Source organism: Streptomyces sp. NPDC007264 (genome assembly GCF_042869095.1).
Classification (GTDB): domain Bacteria; phylum Actinomycetota; class Actinomycetes; order Streptomycetales; family Streptomycetaceae; genus Streptomyces.
The window spans coordinates 1-19,746 of sequence record NZ_JBIAFD010000010.1 but is presented as its reverse complement, the minus strand read 5'-3'; the positions used below and the strand labels follow the sequence as shown (position 1 = coordinate 19,746).

Below are 19,746 nucleotides of genomic sequence, written 5' to 3'. Positions count from 1 at the left end.
GGGACTCCGGCCCTAGTACGACAGCCCGTACCCGATGGGGTACAGCACCTGGGCCGGGTCGTCCGCCCGCTGCACCGGGACCGGCAGCCTCCCGCGCGGCCGCACCCGTCCGGCGATCACCCGTGCGGCCGCGCGGAGTTCGACGTCCGTCCAGGAGTAGGAGGCCACGCAGGCGTCCACATCGGGCAGTCGGGCCACGTCGTAGGGGTTGCGGACCGCGACCGCGATCACCGGCTTCCCCGTGGCGAGCACCTGGTCGACCAGGGTCCGCTGGGGGCTGGCCGCGCCCACGTTGTACGTCCCCACGACCACCGCGTCGGCGTCGCCCGCCGCCGTCACCGCCCGGGCGATCGTCGCCGCCGAGGGTGCCGTGCCGGTGGACAGCGCGGTGGCCGTGAAGCCCAGGCCGGTCAGGGTGTTCGCGAGCACGGTGGTGGGCGGCCCGTCGGTGCCGGACGGCGACGCCGGGTCGGCGCCGACGACCAGCAGCCGGGGATGCGTACGGGGCGACAGCGGCAGCAGACCGCGCCTGTTGACGAGCAGTGTGGTCGTGCGGTCCGCGATGCGGTCCGCGGCGCGCAGGTGCGCGGGGGTGCCGACGGTCCGGTCGACGCCGGCGGAGGTGACGTAGGGCCGGTCGAGCAGCCCGAGTTTCGCCTTCAGGCGCAGGACGCGCAGAAGCGACTCGTCGAGCCGGGCCTCGGTCAGTTCCCCGTCGTGCACGGCCTTGAGCACCGCGTTCCACGCCACGTCCAGGGACGGCGGGTTGAGCAGCTGGTCGGCGCCCGCCCTGAGGGCGAGCACGGGCACGCGGTCGTCGCCGTACTTCTGGCGCACGCCCTCCATGCCGAGCGAGTCCGTCACCACGACCCCGTCGTAGCCGAGTTCCTCCCGCAGGATGCCGGTGAGGATCGGGCGCGAGAGCGTCGCCGGATCGCCCGAGTCGTCGAGGGCGGGCACCATGATGTGCGCGGTCATGATGGAGTCGATCCCGGCGCGGATCGCCGCCCGGAACGGCACCGCGTCGAGCTTCTCCCACAGCTCGCGGCTGTGCGTGATGACCGGGAAACCGAAGTGGCTGTCGACGGCGGTGTCGCCGTGGCCGGGGAAGTGCTTGGCGGTCGCCGCGACGCCGGAGCGCTGGTAGCCGGACACCTCCGCCGCCACCAGGCCCGCCACCGCGTCCGGGTCGGCGCCGAAGGAGCGGACGCCGATGACCGGGTTGGCGGGGTTGACGTTCACGTCGGCGTCGGGCGCGTAGTCCTGGCGGATGCCCAGGGCGCGCAGCTCGGCGCCGGCGATCCGGCCGAGGGTACGGGCGTCGGAGCGGGAGCCTCCCGCACCGAGGGCCATGGCGCCCGGGAAGAGGGTGGCGGGTCTGCCCACGCGTGCCACTATCCCGTGCTCCTGGTCCGTGGCGATGAGCACCGGCAGTCCGCGCGGCTGGTCGAGGGACGCCTTCTGGATCCCGTTCGAGAGGTCCGCGATCTGGTGCGGGTCGCGGGTGTTGTGCGCCCACGTGAAGTAGATGATGCCGCCCACGCGGTACTTGGCGATCAGCTCGGCGGCCGTCCGCACGCCGATCTCCTTGAGGTTGGCGTCGATGTCGGCCTGGTCGGGATCGGTGGCGGAGTGGCCGTACACCCGCATCACGAAGAGCTGGCCGACCTTCTCCTCGAGCGTCATGCGGGCGATCAGCGCCCGCAGCGGCTCGTCGTCGTGCCCGGCGGCGCGGGCGGTGTCCGGGGTGAGGGCGAGGGCGGCGGTCAGGCCCGCCGTGGCGGCGAGGACCGTGCGTCTGGAGGGGCGTGCGGTGCTTCCCGTGCCGGCGTCGTGCACGTGCGCTCCTTCCGGAGGAGAACGCTGAAGGAAACTTCCAAGGAGCCACCAATATCCGGGAAGTTTCTGCCAGTCAAGGGAATGCGCGGCAAACGGCGAGGGGCCGTCATCGGTGCTGTGTGGAGGGGGCGCACCGATGACGGCGTGCTGCCGGCCGCGTGCGGCGGAGAAAGAGGGTCGGCCTCGCGGTCAGCGGCGAGGCCGACACCGCGGCGCGGGGACTCATCCGGCAGGTGTGCGTTGGACGGGGGCGGGACCGACCCGGTTCCCGGGAAACGGCCGGCTTTCCGGAAGCCGGTACGAGGGTGGCCGGCGGGGGCCTTCGGACTTCTGCACCCGTGAAGGTGATGAAGCGTCACCAATACGGTGCATTCCTCACTGTCGGGCTTATAACGATTCCGATCCCGAAAGAACAAAAATTCAGCGTCTGTGAGGCAGTATGCGAATTCTGCACCCGCGATTGCTGCTCGCTGCCGCACTGGTCTTCACCGGCTTCACCGTCGCCTCGGAGGCGCCGGCGATGGGCGAGGTGCGCACCGGTGTCCGGGCAGCCGAGCACGGTCCGGACGGTGACTCCGGCCCTGCGGTGCATCACGACACGTCGCCGCCGTTGCGCACCCTGCACGGGGCGCCGGTGGTGAGCCCGCGTCCGCACCCGGTCAGACAGGGCCCGCATCCCTCAGCGGTGGTGAAGGACCCGGTGGTGCAGAAGGGGCAGAAGCGCGCCGCGCCCCTGCCCGTCGACGTCAGCTTCGACGGCATCGGGTCGAACAACTACCAGGTGCCGGTCGTGCCGCCGGACCCGAACGCCTCGGTCGGCGACACGCAGATCGTCGAGGTCGTCAACCTCGCCTACGCCGTGTACACCAAGACCGGCGCCACCGTCCTGGGGCCGACGGCCACCAACACGCTGTGGACGGGTTTCGGCGGGCCCTGCGAGACGACCGACGACGGGGATCCCGTCGTGCGCTGGGACACCCTGGCCAGGCGCTGGGTCATCACCAAGTTCGCGAACGCCGGTTCGAGCACAGGCCCGTACCACCAGTGCGTGGCCGTGTCCACGAGCCCTGACGCGACCGGTTCCTACAACCGGTACGACTTCAGCTACAGCGACTTCAACGACTATCCGAAACTCTCGGTGTGGCCTGACGCGTACTACGTCACCTACAACATGTTCAGCGTGTCGACGGGCGCGTTTCTGGGGGTCAAGGTGTGCGCCCTGGACCGGGCGAACATGCTGGCCGGCGCGGCGGCGACTCAGCAGTGCTTCGACGACGCCGACCACTTCGGGGTGCTCCCGGCCGACCTGGACGGCTCCACGCCACCTCCCACGGGAGAACCGGAACTCGTGGTCGGCCTCGACACGAACACCACCTTGGCGTACTGGAAGTTCCACGTCGACTGGAGCACGCCCGCCAATTCCACCTTCACCGGCCCCTCGGCACTCCCCGTGGCGCCCTTCACCATCGCCTGCATCGCCTTTCCGCGGCAGACGTGCATCCCGCAAGGCGGTACCACTCAGCGGCTGGAAGCGCTCTCGGAAGTCATGATGTACCGGCTCGCCTACCGCAATTTCGGCGACCACGAGTCCCTCGTGGTGAACCACTCCGTCGCCGCGGACTCGTCGGTCGGGGTGCGCTGGTACGAACTCCGGCTGGCCGGCGGCAACCCCACCGTGTACCAGCAGGGAACGTACGCCCCCGACGACACCTACCGGTGGATGGGCTCCATCGCCCAGGACCGCCTGGGTGACATCGCGCTCGGGTACTCGCAGTCCTCCGGTACCACCTTCCCCTCGATCCGTTTCACGGGCCGCCGGGCCGCGGACCCGCTGGGAACGCTGCCGCTCGGCGAGACCACCGTGCTGCCCGGCGGAGGATCGCAGACCCGCATCGGGCGATGGGGCGACTACACGTCCATGGCCGTCGATCCGACGGACGACTGCACGTTCTGGTACACCAACCAGTACCAGCCGGAAACCGGGGCCTTCAACTGGCACACCAGGATCGCGTCCTTCCGCCTGCCCGAATGCACGGCCGTCCCGCCGCCCTCCTTGACCATCGCCAAGAGCCACAGCGGGAACTTCACCCGAGGGGGGACGGGCGTCTACACGGTCACGGTGGGCAACTCCGGTTCCGGTCCGACCGACGGCACCACCGTCAGCGTCCACGACACCCTGCCGGCCGGGCTCACCGCCGGCGGGCTCAGCGGCATCGGGTGGAGCTGCACCCTGGCCACGCTCACCTGTACGCGCAGTGACGTCCTCGCCGCGGGGGGCAGTTACCCGCCCCTCACCCTGACCGTGAACGTCGCGGCCGACGCCCCCGACCAGGTGACCAACACGGTCACCGTCACCGGAGGCGGGGACGGCACCACCCACACGGCCGTCGACCCCACCACCATCGCCCGGCAGCCCGCCGGAGCGTCGCTGACCATCGCCAAGAGCCACGCCCGACGCGCCGGCGAGCGCGGGAAGGTCAACTACACCCTCACCGTCGGCAACAGCGGAACGGGACCGACCGACGGCAGCGCGGTCACCGTGACCGACATCCTCCCGAGAGGGCTCACCGCTCGCAGCCTCAGCGGCATCGGGTGGAGCTGCACCCTGGCCACGCTCACCTGTACGCGCAGTGACGTCCTCGCCGCGGGGGGAAGTTACCCGCCCCTCACCCTGAAGGTCACATCCTCCTGCCGGTCCTCCGACCGGGGCACCGACGACTCCGACCGGGTCACCAACATCGCCACCGTCACCGGAGGCGGAGACAGCACCGTCCACACGGCCACCGACACCACCACCCTCAAGCACCACGGACACTGCCGGCGCCGTCAGCTCTGACGACGGCGAGCGACAGCGGGGCCCGGACCGTCGGCCACTCGACGGTCCGGGCCCCGGCGCGGGGTGCGGTGAGTGTAGCGAGCGCGGGTTCACTTGGACCCCTTTTTCCGAATCAGTCCCACCATCGTATGACTGTCATCGGTACGGCACGTATATCCGGTTCACTCCGGAAAAACTCTCTGTGTACGGCACATGCCGGGGGAGCACGCGCGCCGATCGCACCATGCGTCCGCCCTCCCGCATGGTCTCCGAACGTCTCAAGGGGGGCGGCGATGGCCGTTGACCGCAGGCAGATTCTGAGGGGGGCCATCGCCGGGGCGGCCACGGCCGCCCCGTTCCGGCTCGGGGAGACGGCGGCGCACGCCCCGTCCGCCCCCGTCGGCGCGTTCGACGATCCGCTGGCCCGGCCGGCCCTCGTGGACGGCGGCAGCCCGGTGCATCTGACCATCGAGAACACCACGCACCGGTTCGGCAGTTCCCTGAAAGCGGCGCCGACTCTGGCGTACCGGCTGACCGAGGGCGAGGTCGTCGTGCCGGGGACGATCTCCGGCTACCTCGGCCCCACCATCGTCGTCCGCACCGGAACACCGGCCGCCGTGAGCGTCACCCACCACGTCACCCGTCATCCGCTCGCCGCCTCCGTCGACACCGCCGTGCACGGAGCGGTCACCGGTGACCGGACGCGGCCCCGGACGGCGGTCCATCTGCACGGCGCCAACTCCCGCCCGCGCCACGACGGCGGGCCGCTGGACACGTTCCCGAGCGGAACCGCCGGTGAGCCGCCGTTCCCGAACCCGACCACCTACCGGTACGAGAACACCCAGGACGCGACCGCCCTCTGGTACCACGACCACGCCCTCGGCATCACCCGGCTCAACGTGTACGCGGGCCTCGCCGCCTGCTATCTGATCCGGGACACCGAGGACACCGGCATCGACACCGGTGACGGCACCATGCTGCCGGCCGGACCGCACGAGATCCCGCTCGTCCTCCAGGACAAGTCGTTCACCGCGGACGGGGAGCAGTACTTCCCCCCGGCGCCCTGGGCCCCCGAGTTCTTCGGGGACACCCCGGTCGTCAACGGGGTGGCACGCCCGTACCTGACGGTGGACCGGGGGGTGTACCGCTTCCGGCTGGTGAACGCCTCGAACGCCCGCTTCTACCGCCTCGGCATCACGGTCCAGGGGACGGGCGCCGCCCTGCCCTTCTGGCAGATCGGTGGCGACGGCGGCCTGCTGAACAGCCCGGTGCGCACGGAGCAGTTGCTCATCGCGCCGGCGGAACGCGCCGATCTGCTGGTCGACTTCCGGGGCCTGGCGGCCGGGACGGTGCTGGAGGTGGGCAACAGCGCGGCGGCCCCCTATCCGGCCGGTTCCCCGAACGCGCCCGCACTGCGGCAGATCATGCGGTTCCGGGTGACCGCGAGAACGGGCTGGGCCCCTCGGCGGCCCCTCGCGGGAATGCGTCTGCGCCCGCTCACCCCGGTCCGGCGACTGGACCGAGCGGCCACGAGCGCGCCCGTCCGCACGCACAGCCTCGTCGAGATCACGGACCCGGGGACCGGCGACGTGCTGATGGTCCTGCAGAACAACCGCTCGTTCCACGACACCGCCTACGCCTCCCACCCGGTCACACCGGACACCCTGGAGGTCTGGGAGTTCGCCAACACCACGCCCGACACCCATCCGATCCATGTGCACCTCGTGCAGTTCCAGGTGCTGGGACGGCAGCCGTTCGACGCGCGCCGCTACCGCAGGGACGTCTACGCCGACGCGTCGGGCCGCGTGCTGCCGGGCTCCGGCCCCTACCCGCCGCCCTCACCCCGCGGACACCTGACCGGCCCCCTCCAGCCGCCCGCGGCGAACGAGACGGGCTGGAAGGACACCGTGCAGGTGCCCCCGGGCATGGTGACCCGCATCGCGGTGCCCTTCGGCTGCGGCGCGGCGCCGTTCCCGATCGCGGCCCGCGAGGTCCACTCCGGCGACTACGTGTGGCACTGTCACATCGTCGATCACGAGGACCACGACATGATGCAGCGTTTCCGCATCGCCTGACCGGTACCGGTACCAGTACCGGCACCAGTACCGGCGCGGCGACGGGGTCCGTGGCCGCGCGCGGATCAGCGATCGGCGTCGGTCCGCAGCTCGGGGCTCGTCGCGCCGACGAACCCGACCGCGAGCAGGCACAGCAGGCCCCCGCTGACCAGGGCGGTCGCCCCCGACGTCCACCCGGCGACCAGACCGCCGCGCAGGTTTCCGAGGTTGGGGCCGGCCTGGCCGACGATCTGTTCGGCGGCCGTGACCCGGCCCAGGAGCGCGTCGGGGGTGCGGGTCTGCACGATCGTGCTGCGGGAGATCACCGAGGTGGTGTCGGCGGCCCCGGCCACGACGAGCAGCCCCATCCCGGCCCAGGGGCTGGTCGTCAGGCCGAAGAGCGCGAGGGCACCGCCCCAGGTGGCGGCGCCGCAGAGCATCACCGGGCCCGGGCGTCCCCACCGGGTGGCCGCGCCGGACAGCACGGAGCCCGTGACGCCGCCGACGGCGACGGCCGACAGGAACAGGCCGAGGGTACGTGGGTTCCCGCCGAACCGCTCGGCGTTGACCAGCGGGAAGAGGCTCATCGGCATCGACAGCACGGTGGCGGCCAGGTCGGTGAGCAGGGCACCGCGCACCACCCGGTGCCCGGCCAGGAACCGCAGCCCGTCCAGCACCCCGCTCAGTCCGGCCCGGGACGGCTCGCCCTCGGGCGGCAGGGCGGGCAGGCCGAGGGCACTGTGGAAGGCGACGGCGAAGCTCAGGGCGTCCACCAGGTAGCAGGCGCCGATCCCCAGCCAGCCGAGCAGCAGGCCGCCGAGCGCCGGGCCGACGAGCATCGTCGCCTGGAACGAGACCTGGTTGAGCGCCAGCCCCGCCGCCACCTGCTCCTTCGGCAGCAGCCGCGGCACGAACGTGCCCGCCGCCGGGCCCACGACCGCGCCGAAGCCGGACTGCGCGGCGACCAGCGCGAGCACCCCGGTCACCGGGACGTGCCCGGTGAACCCCTGCACCGCGAGGAGCAGCGCGCACACCGCCTGGCCCACGGTGTTCCCGAGAAAGATCCGCCGCCGGTCGCCCCGGTCGGCCAGCGACCCGGCGAACAGGCCGAACAGCACCACGGGCAGCGCCTGCGCCAGGCCGACCGCACCGCTCCAGACCGTGCTGTGGGTCATGTCCCAGACCTGGTACATGACGGTGACCATGCTCATGAACCCGCCGAGCACCGACACGGTCCGCCCGATCAGCAGCCGCCGGAACGCCGGGGACGTCCGCAGGGGCCGCACGTCGATCAACGTACGGGGCGGACTCATGAGACGGCGGTGGCGGGGGCCGCGGTGACGGTGACGGCGACGGCGAGGGCGCGGGCGGGCTCGGGCACGGCGGGAGGCTAATCCCCGTTCGCCCGCGGGGCCATCGATTATCCGCGCGGCCGGGCCACGGCCAGGCGTCCGGCCGGGCCACGGCCAGGCGTCCGGCTAGGCCGACTCGGTCAGCAGACGGGTGAGGTGGTCCCGGCCCGGGCCGAGGAGTTCCGGCAGCGGCGGCGCCGCCTCGTACCACCGCTTCTCGTACTCCCAGCACAGCCAGCCCTCCCAGCCGTGGCGGGAGAGGACCTCCACGCACTCGGTGAGCGGGAGGACACCGGCGCCGAGCGGCAGCGGGGTGGTGTCGTCGGCGGACGCGATGTCCTTGACCTGGACGTAGCCGAGATACGGGGACAGCGCCGCGTACGTCTCCTGCGGTTGCTCGCCGCCCAGCCAGGTGTGCATCACGTCCCACAGCGAGCCCACGCAGCGGTGGCCGACCGCACCCAGCACGCGGAGGGCGTCCGCGCCGGTGGGGTGCGAGTCGTGGGTCTCCAGCAGGATGCGCACGCCCACCCCGGCGGCGTACTCGGCGGCGGTGCCCAGGCGCCGGGCCGCGAGGGCGTCGGCCTCCTCGGGGGGCTGCCCGGGGCGGGCACCGGGGAAGACACGGACGAAGGGGGCGCCGAGGTCGTGGGCGAGGTCGAGAAGGTCGCGGACGGCGGTGAGAACGGGCTCGTCCGCACCCGGCTCGGCGACCCGCGCGTACCCCGCGAGCCCCAGGATCTCGATGCCCTGCGCCTTGAACTCGGCGGCCACCCGCGACCGTTCGTCCGGGTCGAGACCGGGATGCACCGGCTCCTCCGGGTGGGTGCGCAGTTCCACGCCGTGGTAGCCGTGCGTGACCGCGAGCCGTACCACGTCCGGTACGGGAAGGCCGGGGACGCCGAGGGTGGAGAACGCCAGCTTCATGCTCACGGACCCTACTCGTGACTGCCGGGTACCGCCCCTCGGAGCCGTTCGGACGCCGCGTGCAGGTCCAGCCGCCAGTCCTGGCCGACCAGGTCCTTGCCGAAGGAGCGGTGGGGCTTCTCGGCGACGAGGACGAAGCCGTGGCGCTGGTAGATGCGGCGGGCGGTGGTCAGCACGTCGTTCGTCCACAGGACCAGCTCGCGGTAGCCGACGCCGCGCGCGAAGCCGATGCACGCCTCGACCAGCCGGTCGCCGATGCCCAGTCCGCGGGCGTCGGGCTCGACCAGCAGGAGCCGGAGCCGGGCGGTGGCCGGCGCCTCGTCCCGTACGCACATCACGCACCCCACCGGCCGACCGTCCCCGGTCTCGGCGATCCACACCCGCTCCAGGTGCGGGTCGTGGTCCTCGCCGAAGTCCGCGACGATCCTCGCCACCAGTCCCTCGTAGTCGGCGTTCCAGCCGTACTCGGCGGCGTACACCGCGGCGTTGCGCTGCACGATCCAGCCGAGGTCACCGGGTGCGGGATCGCGCAGCACCACGTCCTGCGCCTCGGGGGCCCGGCCCCCGCCGAGGACCGAGCGGATGGTGCGCATCGCCTCGGCCAGGCGCGGCCGGTCGACGGGGGCCACCGTGTCGAGCAGCGCGGCCACGGTCTCGCGCGCCCGTTCCTCCAGCAGGCCGGCGGCGTCCCGGCCGCGCGAGGTGAGCGTGATCCGCCGTCGCCGCGGGTCCTTGTCGGAGGGCGTCCGCTCGACCAGCCCGTCCTGCTCGAACTTGTTGAGGATCCGGCTCAGGTATCCCGCGTCCAGGGAGAGCGCGGCGCGCAGGTCGGCCGCGTCCGTACGGGGCGCGTGCGCCAGCTCGTACAGCACGCGGGACTCCGTGAGCGTGTACGGCGCGTAGAGGTGGCGCCCGTAGTCCAGCGCGCCGATGACGTTGGTGTAGAAGCGGTTGAACGAGCGGATGTCCTGGACGGTCATGACCGGCCTCGCCTGCCTCGAATGTTGACTCAGTCAGAGATTCGGGCTCGAGCCTACGGCGGCTTGCGACCGCCGTCCATGAGTCCCGCGTGCTTCCGGGCGTTAGGGTCATGGGCATGCCTGACGAACCGCAGCAGCAGCCGCCGCACCAGCCGGGCCCTTATGGACCGCCCTCCGGACCGCCCTCCGGACCGCAGTACGGATCGCAGTACGGATCGCAGTACGGATCGCAGTACGGATCGCAGTACGGATCGCAGGGCGGACCGCCGTACGGGTCGCCGCCAGGAGGCGGCTACCCGGGCCCGGGCCCCTACCCGGGCCCGTACGCGGCCCCGTACCCGTACGCCCCCGCCCCGCAGCTCGTCATGCCCGGAGTGGTGCGCGCCGCCCAGATCACGATCTGGGCCATGACGGGACTGACCCTGCTCGTGTCGCTCCTGGTCGGCCTCGCCGAGGGGCCGCGCGCCGCGGGCCAGACGTTCGGCCAGAACCTGATGGGCCTGGTCCTGTTCGTCCTGGCCTTCCGCTACCGCACGGCGGGCACCGGTGTCCGCACCACGTCGATCGTCCTGGCGAGCATCCAGATCCTGCTGGCCCTCGGCGGCACCGCCCGCGGCGTTCTGGGAGGCGGCTTCGCCCTGCTGGGCGCGATCGCGGTGGTGGTCCTGCTGAGCCAGAGCGGCGCCGGCCGGTGGTTCGCGCGACCGCGCGTCCCCGGGGCCGGAGGCTGAGCCGGGTGCTTCCGGCCCCGGAGGCCGGGCCGCAAGGTGAGTTCGCCCGCCCCGGGGTGCGGGCCGCAAGGTGAGTTCGCCCGCCCCGGGGTGCGGGCCGCAAGGTGAGTTCGCCCGCCCCGGGGTGCGGGCCGCGAACTGAGCTGGCCCGCCCCGGGACCCGGCCCGCAAGTCCGGGGTCCGCTCGGCCGGGCAGGGTCCGCTCGGCCGGACGAGCCGCAGCCGTCAGGTGCGGTAGGGGCGGCTCACCCCCGCACCACCGCCGTGGACTGCCGCACCATCAGCTCGCCGCGCACCGTCGCGATGCCGCCCGGCGGGGCTTCCTCCCGGCCCATCGCGATCCGGCCGGCCCGTGCGCCCGCCTCGGACAGCGGCAGCCGTACCGTCGTCAGCGCCGGTGCCGCGTCCACCGCGAACGGGAGGTCGTCGAAGCCGGCCACCGACACGTCCTCGGGGACGCGCAGACCGGAGTCCCGTAGGGCCGCGCACGCGCCCAGCGCCACCGTGTCGTTCGCCGCCACGATCGCCGTCAGCGACGGCTCCCGCCGCAGCAGCTCCAGCGCCGCCTCGTAGCCGGAGCGGCGGTCGTAGGGGCCGTGCACCGTCAGCCGGGGTTCGTCCTCGATCCCGGCGGCGGCCAGCGCCGCCCGGTGCCCCTCCATCCGGTGCCGTGTCGTCGTGCGGTCCTCCGGGCCCGCGATGTATCCGAGCCGCCGGTGCCCGAGCCCCGTCAGGTGCTCGGTCAGCCGCCGGCCGCCGCCGCGGTTGTCGAAGGCCAGGGTGACCGCCGCGGGGGCGGGCGGCCGCCCGCACAGCACCACGCGTGTCCCCGCGTCGACCAGCTTCCGCAGCTTCGCGCCCACGGCCTCCGCGTGCGCGCTGTCCTCCACCGCGCCGCCGGTCAGCACCACGGCCGCCGCCCGCTGCCGCTGCAGCAGGGTCAGATACGTCAGCTCCCGCTCCGGCGAGCCACCGGTGTTGCAGACCACCGCCAGTCGTTCGCCGCCGGCCCGGCCGCCCGGCCCCCCGATCTCCGACTGGACGGCGCTCGCCATGATCCCGAAGAAGGGGTCGGCGATGTCGTGCACCAGGATCCCGACGAGGTCGGAGGTGGCGGCCGCGAGCGCGCTCGCCGGGCCGTTGAGGACGTAGTCCAGCTCGTCGACGGCCCGCAGCACCCGCTCCCGGGTGGATGCCGCCACCGGGTAGTTCCCGTTCAGCACGCGTGACACGGTGGCAGGCGAAACCTGCGCGCGCGCCGCCACGTCCGCCAGGGTCACCGTCATCGTCGTCGTCCTCCGGTCGTGCTCTCGTCGTCCTCAGGAGAAGGGCGTCCCCGAAGACCCCTTGCCGACTCTCCTACAGCTCCCCGGACGCCCGTGTACAGGTCCACGGTTCTCCGTGTTCGATCGGCCACGCGATCTTGGCCGGTCCATCGCGCAGAGGCTAGCGTCTCCCGGTGCAGAAAGCGCTTGCCGTCACCGTCGCCCGTTGGGGCTGACGGTGACGACGCTGTGCCGGGGCGGTTTCTTTCCGATCGAGGTCGAACTCTTCGACGAGGGGCTGTGAGCGGAGGGACTGTGAGCGGAGGCGGGCCTCACGGCGGCAGCAGCGTTCCCAAGGGCCCCAGATCCAGGTTGAGATCGGACATCGTGAGGCCGTAGCGCTCGCACAGCTCGGCCATCCGGTCGTGCAGGATCATCAGCGTCAGCCCCAGCCGCTCCTCCTGCTCCCCCGTCAGATCGCCTTGGTCCACGCGGTGCAGGGCCTGCCGCTCCATCAACTGGCGCAGCAACTCCACGATGGTGAGGACCAGCCTGACGAGGTCCCGTTCCACCGTGTCCGGATCGGCGCGCAGCTGCCGTACCGCCCCCACGCCCCGCTCACCGGGCGGCGGCGCGAGGTCCTCCGGCCGGGCGGGCAGCAGCGAGAAGGCCCGGTCCGCGGCCTCGGCCACCTCGCGCAGCCGGTCGGCCCGGGGACGGTCAGGGGGTCTCGTCATGGTGGCCGCCGTGTCCGACGGGCGCCCGTTCCGTCCCGCCGGGAAGGACGGGAGCCCACTGTTCCCCCATCTGCTCGCAGATGGCGACGACCACCGCGCGCAGCGAGATCCGCACCAGATCGATGTCGGCGATCGACAGCACCAGATCGCCGGTGAGCACCACACCGCCGCTCAGCAGCCGGTCGAGCAGGTCGATCAGCGCCACCTGCGGCTGACTGAGCGGACGCCCGCCCGGCCCTTCGAACTCGAGTTCGCTCACCGCGGCCGTACCCCTTCCTGCCCCTCGGGCGCGGGAGGCATGGCGAACGAGTACGGGGCCCACGGGCCGGTCACGTCCACCCGTACCCCCGGCAGTCCGTCCGCTGCGTGCAGCATCCGGTCGCGGAACTCCTCCGACAGACGGCGCGGCACGAGGTAGGCGTCATTGGCGACGTTCTCCCCGGCCTGCCGGGCCAGGTCTCCCTGCTGCGGGCGGTGGCGCGCACGCTCCACCGCCAGACCGCGTGCCCGCGCCTCGGTCCGCCGGACGGCCTCCTCGGCGGCCCGCCAGGCGTCCTCCCGCGCCTCACGCTGGTGCCTGCGGCGGCGCAGATAGGCGCGACCGGGGTCCGTCTCCTCCGCCGACGGGTCCACGGGCGTGGCCACGGCTCCCGGCGGGACCTCGGCATACACCTTCACACCCCACTCCACCTGGTCGGCGAGCCGGTCCAGCAGCGCGGTGAAGGCCGGCTCCTGCTCGCCCAGCATCTCCCGGACCCGGCCCTCGTCGAGGTAGACGGTGGCCAGCCGCAGTGGCAGGACCGTGGTGTGCGCCGCCAGCGCCTCGATGACGGCGTGGTGCGCACGGGCCGTCGGCTCCAGCCACCGAAGGTCCTCCAGACGGACCTTCAGGGCGGCCTCCGAGAAGTCCTCCCCGGGAACGGCGCTGACCGCGGCCGCCACGGCCCCCGAGCGCACGAGACCGACCGGTGCGTCCGCCACCCCGCGGATCCCGGCCAGCGCCGTGCCCTCCAGCTCGGGGGACGGTCGCAGCACGGCGTATGCGTAGCTCAGCTGCCCGTCCACGGTCATCGGCCCCGGTCCTCGTCCTCGTCCTCGTCGGTCCTGCGGCGCTTGCGTCGCGGCTCCGTGCGGGGCTCCCGCTCGCTCTCACGAGGACGCCGGCGGCCGGCCGGCCGGGCGTCGGAGAGCTCCGCCGGGGACTCGGCGAGACGGCTGCGCAGCTCCTCCACCTCGGCGCGCAGGCGCTCGTTCTGCGCCTCCAGGTCGCGCCGGCCGTCGGTACGCGAGGCGCGGGAGGACAGGGCGGGGTCGTGCTCCCACCAGTCGATGCCGATCTCCCTGGCCTTGTCGACGGAGGCCACCAGCAGACGGAGCTTGATCGTGAGCAGCTCGATGTCGAGCAGGTTGATCTTGATGTCGCCGACGATGACGATGCCCTTGTCGAGCACGCGTTCAAGGATGTCGGCGAGGTTCGCGCTGGAACCCTGCTGGCCGTACGGGGTGAAGGCCCGCGACGGCGTGGGCACTGGCTGGGACTCGGTCACGGTGCAGTCGACCTCGTTTCCCGGGGTTCGGTGTCTTCCTAGCGGTCGTCGGCCTCTCGGCCTTCGCGCTCCTCCTCGTCCTCTTGCTCCTCGTCCCGTCCCTCGGGCTCCTCTTCCTCTTCCTCTTCGTCCTCGTCCTCGTAGCGGTCCTCGGGTTCCTCCTCGCGCTCTTCTTCTTCCTCCTCCTCTTCAGGCTCTTCCTCTTCTTCCTCGTCGTAGCTCTCCTCGGGCTCCTCCTCGCGGCCCTCGGCCTCCCGGCCCTCTTCAGCCTCTTCGCCTTCCTCGGCCTCCTCCGGGCCCCGGACCACCTCGCCGTCGCGGATCTCCCCGCGCCAGCCGCCGGTGGCCTCGCCGCGCGTCATGACGAACGTGCGGAACAGCTTCAGATCGAGCCGTACCCGACGCCCCTGGGCGCGTACCAGGCCGCCGACCCTCTCGACCACGCCCTTGGGGAAGTACTCCAGGACCAGCAGCACCTTGGTGAGGTTGTCCCCGAGCGGGTGGAAGGTGACGACACCCTTGGTGGTGGCCTTGGCGCCCTCGGACGTCCAGGCGATCCGCTGGTCGGGGACCTGTTCCGTGACGATGCCCCGCCAGTGGCGGCTCGCCTTGGCGATCTTCACCTGCCAGTGGGTGGTGACCTCGTCCTCCTGCTCGACCCCCACCACGCCCTTGGCGAAGCGCTCGAACTCCTGGAACTGCGTCCACTGGTTGTACGCCTCGCGCACCGGCACGCCCACGTCGACGTCCTCGATGATGGTCAGGCCCCTGCCGGTGCCGGTGGGGGGCTTCACCTGGCCCGTGCCCTTCGTGCCCTTCCCGGTGAGGTCCTTGACCTTGTCCTTGGCCTTCTGCTTCGCCGTGTCCAGGAGCGCGTCCTTGGCGTGGGAGGCGACCGAGGCCAGCAGCTCGCCCGACGGCGCGTGCCCGAGGAGCTTCTTGCCGCCCTTCGCGGCCGCGGAGGTCAGCGCCTGGGGACCGAGGCTCGTCTCGCTCAGCCGACGCGCCCCTTCGCCCAGCCGGTGGCCCACGCCCTCCAGCATCAGCTCCACCCGCGCCTCCAGGTAGTGCTCCAGCTCCTCCTTGAGCCGGTTCGCACCCGGGCTCTGCAGTGCCTGTTCACGGACCTTGGTGAGGGTCCCGATGCCACCCGAGCCGTGTTCGGCCGCCTTGTCCTCAGCCATCGTCCGGCCTCCTCGATCGTGCCGAGCCGCTCTTCGGAGGGCCCTGGGCGCCCGCCGTCCGCTGCTTGCGCGGCTCGCCGCCTTCATGGCCCGATCCGCGGTGGTGCGACTTCTTCTCCTGTCCGGCGGTCCCCTCCTGCCGCGCGCCACGGTGCCCGTCGCCGCGGCGCTTCTCCCGGTGTTCCCGGTCCGCTTCCTCGTCCCGGCCCTGTTCCCGTTCTTCGTCTGGGCCCTGTTCCCGCTCGGCGTGCGTCTTCTCCCGCAGCCCCGCCGTGCGCTCGTGCAGGGCGTCGGCCAGGCTGTCGGCCTTGGCCGTCAGGACGGAGGTCGCCGCCGCCTTGCTCGCACCGGCCAGCTCGGTGCGCACCTGCTGGCTGACGTTGCTGAGGAAGGGGGACTCCTCCATGACCTTGCCGAGCTGCCCGGGCTTGATCCGCGATCCGGCCAGCAGCGCGCCGAGGCTCAGGGCGAGCTTGGCCTTCTTCGTGCGGCCCAGCACATAACCGCTGAGGACGGCCGCGCCGATCTTGGCGTTCTTCATGATCCTGTCCTCTTTCCTCGCCTTTCCTCGCCGACGCGTCGCGGTCGGCTTCTCACAGGCCGCCCTGCGCTCCGCGCCGCAACTGGTAGGCCCTGATCTCCTCCAGGCGGTGCAGCAACTCGTCCTCGCGCCGCGTGAACTCCTCGTCGTCGATACGGCCCTCGGTCCGCGCCTGCTCCAGCTGCACGAGTTGCTCCTGCACAGGGGCAGGGTCGTAGTACTCGTCCTCGGCGGTACGGACGACCTTGTCGAGCACCCACACGATTCCGCGAACAGGTGCGAACGGCAGGGCCAGGATCTCGGGAACCAGTCCTCCCACGTCTCCTCCTCACGTCCTCACGTCGTGTCCTCACGTCGTGTCCTCACGTCGTGTCTTCACGTCGTGCGGACCGGTCGAACGCGGCGCGCCGGGGTCAGGTGAAGCTGTACGGCGGCAGCGGCCCCCGTACCCGTAGCTCGACGCCCTCGCCGAGCCGTCCGGCGGCTTCCTGCCCGGCCCGTACGCACTCCTCGGCCCGGTCGTCGTCCACCAGGAACGACACGTTCACGAAGTACTGCTGGGACGGCGGCGTGAGCTTCTCCGCCAGCGCGAACGGCCGCAGGGCGGTGAGGACCTCGCCGGCCAGCGCCTCCTGGTGGCGCTGCACCTCCTGTGACACGAGCTGCCCGAGCGCCACCCGGTCCTCGTAGGTGCCGCCGCCCCCACGGGTCGCCTCGTTGAGCACGCGGGCCTGCTCGGACCCCTCCAGGACGGCACGCAGCACCGCGTTCTCGTCCTCCACTCCCTTGACGTTGAACTCCGCCCGCCCGGTGAGTTCGTCGAGGCGCTGGGTGAACTCCTCGGCCCGCTGCTCCAGAACGGCGCGTACGGACCCCTCGTCCGTGGCGACGAACCCGAATCCCAGCGGCAGGATGGTGCCGTCGGCCCACAGGTGTTCCTGCACGGTGTGATGGGCCTCCAGGTCCCGGCGCGCGACCGAGATGTCCTCGGGGGCCTCGCTGACGACGGCGCACAGCGAGCCGGCGCGCACCGCGTGCAGCTCTCCGGGTGACTCGCCCACGCCCTTGACTCCGTCCAGGTCCAGCGGATGCGAGTCCTTGCTGATCGCGTACACGTACACGGACATCGGCTCGCTCACTCCTCCCGGTCCTTCGAGGAACGGCGCTGCGAGCCGCGCTCGGCGTGTTCGTGCCGCTTCTCGCGCTCACCCTCCCCCTCGCCCCCGCGCCCCTTCTGGAACGACTCGGTGAACGCCTCGACCGCGCCCGTCAGCGCACCCTTGCTCTTGCCCCGGGCACCGCTCTCGGTGATGCTCTGGGCGATGTCGGTCAGCTGGGCGGGGGCCTTGCGTCCGGACTCCAGGTCCAGCCGGTTGCACGCCTCGGCGAACCGGAGATACGTGTCCACACTGGCCACGACCACGCGCGCGTCGATCTTCAGGATCTCGATCCCCACGAGGGACACCCGCACGAACGCGTCGATCACCAGACCCCGGTCAAGGACCAGTTCCAGCACGTCGTACAGATTCCCCGAACCACCACCGGCGGCCCCGGGAACGGCGCCACCTCCGCCCTGCGGCACCACAGTCACGGTCTTCCTCTTCCCCTCGGACAAAGGGGAGCCGCCCCTGTCAGCGGCCCTGTCTGTCGACCTGCGCACGGGTGTAGCGGCGTCCGCGCTCGTACGCCATCAGCCTGCCCGCGGGGTCCAGAACGACCTGGTAGCTGGCCAGCACGCTGCTCGTGTCCGGGATGCGCTCCAGCTCCACGACCTCGACCTCGGCCTCCCAGCCCTGGTCGGTCGGCTTGAGCGCGGACACGGACTCCGGGGCCCGCCCCAGCAGCTCGGCCAGCTGCCGGGTCGCGCTCCGCATCGCCTCGGTCGCCGACACCCGCTGCTCCGCGGACGCCTCTCGCGACGGGTCACGTGCCTTCTTCGGCTCACGGTCGTTCGTGATCATTCACCTTCTAGCTCTCTGCCCATCGTCGGTCCTTTCCGCAGCCCCCGCCACTCGTGGGCCTGCGGCGGGAATTCCCCGCGCGGAGCGCGCAACCCTTTCCCCGACCGGGGTGTCGAACCAGGCATCGGCACTCCTGGGGTGGGGATCCGGGGGGGATCGGAGGAGTGCCGGCAGGGAGGGGAAACCGAGGGGCCCGGTCCGCGGACCGGGCCCCTCGAAACATGCCGCGGCCGCTGCGGGCGAGCCGCGGCCGCCGTCGTGAGGTGCCGCCTCAGGGCGCCGGACTCCCGCACAGCGCGTCGACCTCCCCGGCCGTCGGGAAGGACGCCTGCGCGCCGGGACGGGTGACCACCGCCGCACCCACCCGCGCCGCACGGGCCGCCGCGTCGGGCAGCGGCGAGCCCAGGCCCAGCCGCCACGCCAGCGCCGCGGTGAAGGCGTCGCCCGCACCCGTCGTGTCCACCGCCTCCACCGTCGGGGACGGCACCCGGCTCATGGCGTCCCCCGTCGCCACCAGCGCGCCCTCCGCGCCCAGCGTCACCACGACCGACCGCGGGCCGAGCGCCAGCAGCCCGGCCGCCCGGTCCTCGGGCGCACCGCCCGGCTTCCCGCCTGCGATGACCCGCGCCTCGTGCTCGTTCACGATCAGCGGGTCGCAGGCCGCCAGCAGCTCGGCGGGCAGCGGCCGCGGCGGCGACGCGTTCAGCACGAAGCGGGTGCCGGACGGCAGACTCCGTACGACCTCCACGACCGTCTCCAGCGGGATCTCCAGCTGCGCCGACACCACGCGGGATGCGCGCAGCAGCCCGCGCGCGGCCCGTACGTCCCCGGGAGCCAGCCGTCCGTTGGCCCCCGGCGAGACCACGATGCTGTTGTCCCCCGAGGGATCCACCGTGATCAGCGCCACCCCCGTGGGGGCCCCGCCGACCAGCACCCCCGCGGTGTCGACGCCCGCGTCGCGCTGCGCGTCCAGCAGCAGCCGGCCGTACGCGTCGTCGCCGATCCTGGCCAGCAGCGCCGCACGGGCGCCGAGACGGGCGGCGGCGACCGCCTGGTTCGCACCCTTGCCGCCCGGGTGGACGGCCAGGTCGGAACCGAGCACCGTCTCCCCGGCCGCGGGCCGCCGCTCGACCCCGATCACCAGATCGGCGTTGGCCGACCCCACGACCAGGAGGTCGTAGTCGTACATGAACTGCCTCCCGACGGATCCCACGGGCCTACGCGTACAGGGTGCCCGCCCGGACGGCGGCCCGCCGGTCCGACGCGCCGCCCGACTGCTGTAGCAGGCCTGTGACTTCAGGTGGTTGCGAGTGTGACGCGCCGCAGTGAACATGGAAGGTGCAGAATCGTTCAGTGATGTCAACTCGCCACAGGGGGAGGCAGCATGAAGTTCGACATGGGGGCGCAGGTCCTGTCGACGCTGATGAAGGACTCGCACGGGTCGAGTGATGATCTGGGGACGTTGATTCGTCAGTTGGTGCAGGCGGCGCAGCCGTTGGAGGGGAAGTTCAACGGTGCGGGGCGGGTGGCGTTCGATCAGTTCAAGGCGCGGGCTGATGGGATCACGAAGGAGTTGAACGCGTCGTTGGCGGCGATTTTGGGTGGTCAGTCGGGGATGGAGTCGGCGTTCGGTTCGGGTGATCAGGAGCAGGGTGAGAACGCGCGGCGTCAGCAGGCGGCGGCGAACTTCGACGGGGCGCGGTTCCGTTGAGGGTGGCGGGTAGTGGGGATGTTGTTGTGACGGGGAGTGGTGTGTGATGGCGGGTTCGGGTGCGGATCGTCGGTCGTACGACACGGGTGCGTCGGCGGATGT

Annotated in this window: 20 protein-coding genes; 4 read left to right on the top strand and 16 right to left on the bottom strand. The window is 72.3% G+C overall.

Annotated features, from left to right (window positions below):
- Positions 1-12: 12 nt before the first annotated feature.
- Positions 13-1,839, bottom strand: coding sequence for a glycoside hydrolase family 3 protein (locus ACFYMU_RS18685; RefSeq protein WP_388374105.1), 1,827 nt, complete (start codon positions 1,837-1,839; stop codon positions 13-15).
- A 439-nt stretch (positions 1,840-2,278) separates the two neighbouring features.
- On the opposite strand from ACFYMU_RS18685, the gene ACFYMU_RS18680 reads away from it, so the two are divergent.
- Positions 2,279-4,675 carry a hypothetical protein gene (locus ACFYMU_RS18680; RefSeq protein ID WP_388374103.1) on the top strand — a complete coding sequence of 799 codons (2,397 nt, stop codon included), beginning with the start codon at positions 2,279-2,281 and terminating at the stop codon, positions 4,673-4,675.
- A 272-nt stretch (positions 4,676-4,947) separates the two neighbouring features.
- Entirely contained in the window at positions 4,948-6,729 is a 1,782-nt protein-coding gene (locus ACFYMU_RS18675) for a multicopper oxidase family protein (RefSeq protein WP_388374101.1), read from the top strand.
- A gap of 65 nt (positions 6,730-6,794) precedes the next feature.
- Here the strand turns inward: ACFYMU_RS18675 and ACFYMU_RS18670 are convergent, their stop codons facing one another.
- From ACFYMU_RS18670 to ACFYMU_RS18660, 3 genes are all read right to left on the bottom strand, one after another.
- Positions 6,795-8,021 (bottom strand): MFS transporter, encoded by a 1,227-nt coding sequence (locus tag ACFYMU_RS18670; protein ID WP_388374099.1) that lies wholly within the window; start codon positions 8,019-8,021, stop codon positions 6,795-6,797.
- Between the two features lie 165 nt (positions 8,022-8,186).
- A complete protein-coding gene (locus ACFYMU_RS18665; protein WP_388374542.1) occupies positions 8,187-8,987 on the bottom strand; it encodes a sugar phosphate isomerase/epimerase family protein in 801 nt (266 codons plus the stop codon).
- An 11-nt stretch (positions 8,988-8,998) separates the two neighbouring features.
- The gene (locus ACFYMU_RS18660; protein ID WP_388374097.1) at positions 8,999-9,967 is read right to left on the bottom strand and encodes a GNAT family N-acetyltransferase; all 969 of its coding nucleotides are present in this window, start codon (positions 9,965-9,967) and stop codon (positions 8,999-9,001) included.
- A gap of 116 nt (positions 9,968-10,083) precedes the next feature.
- On the opposite strand from ACFYMU_RS18660, the gene ACFYMU_RS18655 reads away from it, so the two are divergent.
- The gene (locus ACFYMU_RS18655) at positions 10,084-10,698 is read left to right on the top strand and encodes a hypothetical protein (RefSeq protein WP_388374095.1); all 615 of its coding nucleotides are present in this window, start codon (positions 10,084-10,086) and stop codon (positions 10,696-10,698) included.
- 245 nt (positions 10,699-10,943) lie between these two features.
- Here ACFYMU_RS18655 and ACFYMU_RS18650 read toward each other — a convergent pair whose 3' ends face one another.
- From ACFYMU_RS18650 to ACFYMU_RS18595, 12 genes are all read right to left on the bottom strand, one after another.
- Positions 10,944-11,984: a LacI family DNA-binding transcriptional regulator gene (locus tag ACFYMU_RS18650; protein WP_388374093.1), complete on the bottom strand. Its 1,041-nt coding sequence runs from the start codon at positions 11,982-11,984 to the stop codon at positions 10,944-10,946.
- 311 nt (positions 11,985-12,295) lie between these two features.
- Positions 12,296-12,700, bottom strand: a complete 405-nt coding sequence (locus ACFYMU_RS18645) for a gas vesicle protein K (protein ID WP_388374091.1) — start codon at positions 12,698-12,700, stop codon at positions 12,296-12,298.
- Entirely contained in the window at positions 12,684-12,959 is a 276-nt protein-coding gene (locus ACFYMU_RS18640; RefSeq protein ID WP_388374089.1) for a gas vesicle protein, read from the bottom strand. The genes ACFYMU_RS18645 and ACFYMU_RS18640 overlap by 17 nt, the downstream gene beginning before the upstream one ends.
- On the bottom strand, positions 12,956-13,771 hold the full coding sequence (locus ACFYMU_RS18635) for a GvpL/GvpF family gas vesicle protein (protein ID WP_388374087.1): 816 nt from the start codon (positions 13,769-13,771) through the stop codon (positions 12,956-12,958). The genes ACFYMU_RS18640 and ACFYMU_RS18635 overlap by 4 nt, the downstream gene beginning before the upstream one ends.
- Positions 13,768-14,247, bottom strand: a complete 480-nt coding sequence (gene gvpJ, locus ACFYMU_RS18630) for a gas vesicle protein GvpJ (protein ID WP_388374086.1) — start codon at positions 14,245-14,247, stop codon at positions 13,768-13,770. The genes ACFYMU_RS18635 and gvpJ overlap by 4 nt, the downstream gene beginning before the upstream one ends.
- A 38-nt stretch (positions 14,248-14,285) precedes the next feature.
- A complete protein-coding gene (locus ACFYMU_RS18625; RefSeq protein ID WP_388374084.1) occupies positions 14,286-15,431 on the bottom strand; it encodes an SRPBCC family protein in 1,146 nt (381 codons plus the stop codon).
- Positions 15,424-15,972, bottom strand: coding sequence for an ABC transporter substrate-binding protein (locus ACFYMU_RS18620; RefSeq protein ID WP_388374082.1), 549 nt, complete (start codon positions 15,970-15,972; stop codon positions 15,424-15,426). Before ACFYMU_RS18620 ends, ACFYMU_RS18625 begins: the two co-directional genes overlap by 8 nt.
- Positions 15,973-16,024: 52 nt before the next feature.
- A complete protein-coding gene (locus tag ACFYMU_RS18615; RefSeq protein WP_388374080.1) occupies positions 16,025-16,291 on the bottom strand; it encodes a gas vesicle protein GvpG in 267 nt (88 codons plus the stop codon).
- Positions 16,292-16,385: 94 nt separating this feature from the next.
- Positions 16,386-17,111 carry a GvpL/GvpF family gas vesicle protein gene (locus ACFYMU_RS18610; RefSeq protein ID WP_388374078.1) on the bottom strand — a complete coding sequence of 242 codons (726 nt, stop codon included), beginning with the start codon at positions 17,109-17,111 and terminating at the stop codon, positions 16,386-16,388.
- Positions 17,108-17,557 carry a gas vesicle structural protein GvpA gene (locus ACFYMU_RS18605; protein ID WP_388374540.1) on the bottom strand — a complete coding sequence of 150 codons (450 nt, stop codon included), beginning with the start codon at positions 17,555-17,557 and terminating at the stop codon, positions 17,108-17,110. Before ACFYMU_RS18605 ends, ACFYMU_RS18610 begins: the two co-directional genes overlap by 4 nt.
- Positions 17,558-17,603: 46 nt before the next feature.
- Entirely contained in the window at positions 17,604-17,933 is a 330-nt protein-coding gene (locus tag ACFYMU_RS18600) for a gas vesicle protein (protein ID WP_388374076.1), read from the bottom strand.
- Positions 17,934-18,204: 271 nt separating this feature from the next.
- Positions 18,205-19,122, bottom strand: a complete 918-nt coding sequence (locus ACFYMU_RS18595; RefSeq protein ID WP_388374074.1) for a ribokinase — start codon at positions 19,120-19,122, stop codon at positions 18,205-18,207.
- 195 nt (positions 19,123-19,317) lie between these two features.
- Between ACFYMU_RS18595 and ACFYMU_RS18590 the strand changes: the two genes are divergently transcribed.
- Entirely contained in the window at positions 19,318-19,644 is a 327-nt protein-coding gene (locus tag ACFYMU_RS18590; RefSeq protein WP_388374072.1) for a hypothetical protein, read from the top strand.
- Positions 19,645-19,746 lie beyond the last annotated feature (102 nt).

Bases quoted from the DNA above. Each gene is read 5' to 3' on its own strand.
- ACFYMU_RS18680 (WP_388374103.1), top strand. From the start codon at position 2,279: ATGCGAATTCTGCACCCGCGATTGCTGCTCGCTGCCGCACTGGTCTTC.
- ACFYMU_RS18675 (WP_388374101.1), top strand. From the start codon at position 4,948: ATGGCCGTTGACCGCAGGCAGATTCTGAGGGGGGCCATCGCCGGGGCG.
- ACFYMU_RS18670 (WP_388374099.1), bottom strand. From the start codon at position 8,021: ATGAGTCCGCCCCGTACGTTGATCGACGTGCGGCCCCTGCGGACGTCC.
- ACFYMU_RS18665 (WP_388374542.1), bottom strand. From the start codon at position 8,987: ATGAAGCTGGCGTTCTCCACCCTCGGCGTCCCCGGCCTTCCCGTACCG.
- ACFYMU_RS18660 (WP_388374097.1), bottom strand. From the start codon at position 9,967: ATGACCGTCCAGGACATCCGCTCGTTCAACCGCTTCTACACCAACGTC.
- ACFYMU_RS18655 (WP_388374095.1), top strand. From the start codon at position 10,084: ATGCCTGACGAACCGCAGCAGCAGCCGCCGCACCAGCCGGGCCCTTAT.
- ACFYMU_RS18650 (WP_388374093.1), bottom strand. From the start codon at position 11,984: ATGACGGTGACCCTGGCGGACGTGGCGGCGCGCGCGCAGGTTTCGCCT.
- ACFYMU_RS18645 (WP_388374091.1), bottom strand. From the start codon at position 12,700: ATGACGAGACCCCCTGACCGTCCCCGGGCCGACCGGCTGCGCGAGGTG.
- ACFYMU_RS18635 (WP_388374087.1), bottom strand. From the start codon at position 13,771: ATGACCGTGGACGGGCAGCTGAGCTACGCATACGCCGTGCTGCGACCG.
- ACFYMU_RS18625 (WP_388374084.1), bottom strand. From the start codon at position 15,431: ATGGCTGAGGACAAGGCGGCCGAACACGGCTCGGGTGGCATCGGGACC.
- ACFYMU_RS18620 (WP_388374082.1), bottom strand. From the start codon at position 15,972: ATGAAGAACGCCAAGATCGGCGCGGCCGTCCTCAGCGGTTATGTGCTG.
- ACFYMU_RS18600 (WP_388374076.1), bottom strand. From the start codon at position 17,933: ATGATCACGAACGACCGTGAGCCGAAGAAGGCACGTGACCCGTCGCGA.
- ACFYMU_RS18595 (WP_388374074.1), bottom strand. From the start codon at position 19,122: ATGTACGACTACGACCTCCTGGTCGTGGGGTCGGCCAACGCCGATCTG.
- ACFYMU_RS18590 (WP_388374072.1), top strand. From the start codon at position 19,318: ATGAAGTTCGACATGGGGGCGCAGGTCCTGTCGACGCTGATGAAGGAC.